The following is a 4,290-nucleotide window of genomic DNA, read 5'->3' on the forward strand; positions in this document are numbered from 1 at the left end:
TCAATAGGTCGGCAATTTCCCGTGGGTTGACCTCCTTCACCAATCCGTCGGAGCAGAGCAGATACGCATCGCCACGGATGGCTTCAAAGACAACCGCATCGACAGCCAAATCCGCCTCAGCACCCAATGCCCGGGTGACGATATTGCTGCTGTTGGCATCGGCCGGCGCAGATGGTGCCGTCCCGTCCGGGTTCACTATTTCGGAATCTGGTGAATGATCACAGGTCAATTGCGACAGCAGGCCATCGCGGTAACGATAGAGGCGGCTGTCACCCGCCCATAGGGTTGCACACTGGTTGCCGACGGCCAGCATGACCACCACCGTGCTGCCCATGAGCTGGCCATTCTCGTTTTCCCGCGAGCGTCTCAGCAAATCGGTGTTGGTATTCTGCAGGCAGGCCGTAACATCGGCCGTTAGGGTTTCAATCGTGTCGCCGCGGTTGACCGTGGTCAATCCATCGACGATTGCCCGGCTGGCCTCATCTCCAGCCAGGTGTCCTCCCATGCCGTCTGCGACCGCCCAGACACCGATTTTCGGGTTTTCCAGAAAGGCATCCTCATTCAGCACGCGAACCTTACCGACATCGCTGCGGCCACAGGAACGCCACTGGATCGAATTGATCGCACCTGCATCGAGAGGTGATCCAGGGTCATTGACCGGCGCCCCCCCTGGACTATAGAAAAACGGCGAAACCTGGATTGGTTTGCTCGCACCGGATCGTAACCAGTCACCGGTGAGAAAACCGGAGAAATCGGCCGCCGGTGGTAAACCGTGGTAAACCAGCAGCGAAGGATTCAAGAGTTCGGAACCTTCCGTACTCCACAGACTGTAAGTTGAATAGAAACGCATCAGCAGGCAAGCCCCCAACTCCTTGAAAGCCTCCGGCATATGTCCAAGCGCGTCCATCTCGATCCGGATGGGGACCTTGCCGTCCTCTCCGCTGAGCCCATTACCCGACGGTTGATCGCTGTCGGCCGGTATTAACGGGTCGAGTTGCAGGGTCTGCAACTCGCGGTCGAATGCGTCCAATTGGAAACCATCCTCCAGAGCGGACAGTGCCAGCTGCTCCAGGGCATCAAACCAATCCGCTGCCGCGATAAACAGATATGGCAAGGCTTCACGGTTGTCGAGCATGGCGGCCAGCGTCAATGGAAAGTAGCGGCCGACTTTATCGACACTCGGCATCAGGATGCCGACCGAGGCCTTCTCCCCGCCATCACCGGGGTTCATGATGAAACGCCAGATGGGGCTGGTCAGATAAACGTCCAGCCACGCTGCGTCCAGCTGTTCCTTGCTGACGGTGAGCGCTTCCTGGATCCAGGCGTCCCAGGTCTTGACGAACGGCGCCGGCAACCGCCGCGAGACGAAATCGCCGACTGCGGGCAGTTTTCCATATACACCTGGTACGACCGGTGCGGTCATCACAGCGCCTCCGGGCAGCGAAATCGATTCAATTCCAAAAGCTTAAAAGGATTGTCAGCGCTGCTTGCGCGAAGTTCGAAACGGGCGGTATGCCCCTCTTTCTGGAAGGTGACCCGGAACCGGTCGGGTACCGCGGTTGCATCGACCTTGGCCGTATCCAGGATTCTAAACAACGCCCAGGGGCCCTCTGCAGTCTGATTGATTTCCCGTCCATCGAGCGTCTGGAAGGTCAGTCTGACGCCAAGGTCGGTTTCGGGCCCCGGCCACTGGAATCGGGTCGATCGAATGGGACCGTGGCTGTATACGAGCGTCTGCCCCTCCATATTGAGGCGGAAGGCGGCAATTTTTTCATCCAAAGCAAGGGGCCTCAATTCAAATTGAATGGAGGGCGTCTGTCCGCCCGCAGCAAACAGACTTTGGCGAATTTTAGCGGCATATTGAAACTGCTTCAGCACCGCCCGGGACAAACCCATTCCCTGATCATCCATGGCGACTTGCCGCCACTGGGGTCGACTGGTATCGACAAATGGTTTGATGTGGGCCTGAAAATATTGGTCGATGGTGCCGTTGGGAGCGAAAAACCGGCTGAAATCAGCCAAGGTTGCGTCATATGAACTGTTTGGAAAAAGCGGGTAGCGCTTATCCAGGCCCGATTGGAAAGGGGTCAGCACCTCTTGCTTCCAGATTGAATTCAGCTCTGACTTTGCTGAATTCAAGGTGAGCTTCCATCCAAACGAGGTCAGCGACAGAAACCAGGTTCGCATCGGCTCTGGCAATCGATCGAATTCAAGCTTGGCCAGTTTAATGCTGTCGCTTGCACCCGCACCACTCATTCGCTCCCTGGCCATTCTCAACGCCTGCGCTTCACTTTTCGCCGAGTTGCCGATCACCATCATGTCGTCCCGCAGCGCTGCCAGAAGGCTCAAGACATGATCGAGTGGTGGCGGAGACTTCTCCGTGCGCTGCACCAGCACATTCAGATCTTCGAAATGCCGTTCCATTTCTTGCAGAGGGAAAGGTACCGAAACCGTCTGGAGCGTTTGATTCAATCGTGAGATAGTCTCTACGGCATCCTCCGGCTTCTCCTGTTTGTCGGCCGATGAATCGGTCGACTTCTCCACCGTCAGGGTGGTGTTGGCTTCGACGGCTTCAAGCAGGTGGCGGACCGGGGTGTCGGGGGAGGAGAGTATGTCCAGGGCTTGAATCGTCTCATTGACGCCTTGCACACGCCGGATTCTGATATCGCTTAACAGCTTACGCCACCGTTTCTCATACTCGGCAAAATAAAGGGTTTCCAGATCATCATACAACCGGTTCAAGTCACCGGCCTGATCGGCGGCGGGGTTCTCCAGCACCCAATTTTGGGCCAATGCCTTTTTGACGAACCCCAATCCTTGCATTTTGAAAAAAGTCGTATACCCGTGACGGGTATACAGTCCGGGAATTATCTGCTTCTGGATCGTTTTTTCGTCAAAAACCCGGTCACCGTATCGTCCGAGGTTGTCGGACAACCGAAAGTCGTGGGATGGGTCTGAGAAGGCTTCGCTTTTCAAGTTGGCGTAAATCTGCATGGATAAGGGAATTGCATTCAGTTTTCGGCGTACATCGCTGACCAGCGCGTCATCCAGGACGATCGGGTCGAGCCAGTTCCGCTCCGTTAAGAGATGATTGGTGTGCGCGATCAACTCGGATTGTATCCGGGGTTCTCTGGCGTAACTGCGCTCCCATTCCTTGGCGATAATCACGCCAACCAGTTTGGGTTCCAGCTTCTCGGGTTGCCCCAGCATCAGATAGCTTTTCAATAGCTCGTACAGGATTTCCGAATCATCCGATCGAACGGTCCGTGCGCCGACCAGCAAGCGCTGTTCCAGACGAAACTGAATCACCGGCAGCAAGTCGCTTTTTAACAGCTGTTTGTATACGCGATCGATTTCGGATTGAAGTTTCTCTCCCTGGTAAAGACCGAGCCGCATCCATCCGGAGGGTTTCTGGTAAACCGCGTGGGCCGATTTCAGAACTTCCAGACGTGCAAGCAGCGGCATCACCCCGAGGCGATCCGCTCCACTCGCTGCATCGCTCACCGCCTGATAACGATCAACCTGATGGTTGACCGTGTCGATGGCATTTTGGTTGCGCAGATAACTGACTGACCACAACACGGTCATGCCGACGACCAGCGTCAGCAAACATCCGTATACCGCCATTTGCAGATTTCGCCGTCGCCGCGCAATACCCTGGTCGACACCGGTGAGCTCGGCTTCCGGGATAACCACTTCGTTCAACAATCGCGTGATGAAAAAAGCCTTGCCACGCCCGCTGAATACCGGCTGGCGCTGACGATCGAATCCATATGTATCGGCCAATCGTCCCAACACCCGATCGATCGGTGTACCCTCTTGTGTGCCGCTGGTAAAATATACACCCCGCAATAAGGGCTCGGTATCATAGCGACTGGCTGAAAAGGCGTCGTAAAGAAAATGCATCAGCGCGGATTTCAACAAGGCCATCTGTTGCGGAAAATCCAGAATCTGGGCGCGCCGCTGCAGATCCCTCTCTTCCTGGATTCTCCGGAACGTACGCGGGTTCAACCGTTTTATTAATGCATCAAAATTATTGCCGAAGCCAAAAAGCTGGTCTTCAAGGGGCTCCAAACTGTTGTCGGGCAATGTTTCACCCCAGACCTGAGCGCGCGCTTCCGGATTCAGATCCGCAAAAAAGTCGGTGAAACCGGCAACCAAATCACATTTGGTAAAGAGCATGTAAATGGGAAACCGAACCTTAAATGCCTCATACAACTCCTGAATCCGCTGACGCACGTCCATGGCGTGCTGACTGCGTGCATTTTCATCCCGTTGAAGCAAATCGGA

General features: G+C 55.4%; 2 protein-coding genes. Both read right to left on the reverse strand.

The annotated features are described in order from the left end of the window. Positions 1-1,423 (reverse strand): type VI secretion system-associated protein TagF (gene tagF, locus ABYV26_RS21850; protein ID WP_372683476.1); only part of this gene is annotated, 1,423 nt, incomplete at its 3' end. Next, positions 1,423-4,290, reverse strand: a 2,868-nt coding sequence (gene tssM, locus ABYV26_RS21855) for a type VI secretion system membrane subunit TssM (protein ID WP_372683477.1), incomplete at its 5' end; no start/stop codon positions are given. The genes tagF and tssM, both read right to left, overlap by 1 nt.

The sequence above is a fragment of the Desulfosarcina sp. genome, from assembly GCF_041551955.1.
Classification (GTDB): domain Bacteria; phylum Desulfobacterota; class Desulfobacteria; order Desulfobacterales; family Desulfosarcinaceae; genus Desulfosarcina.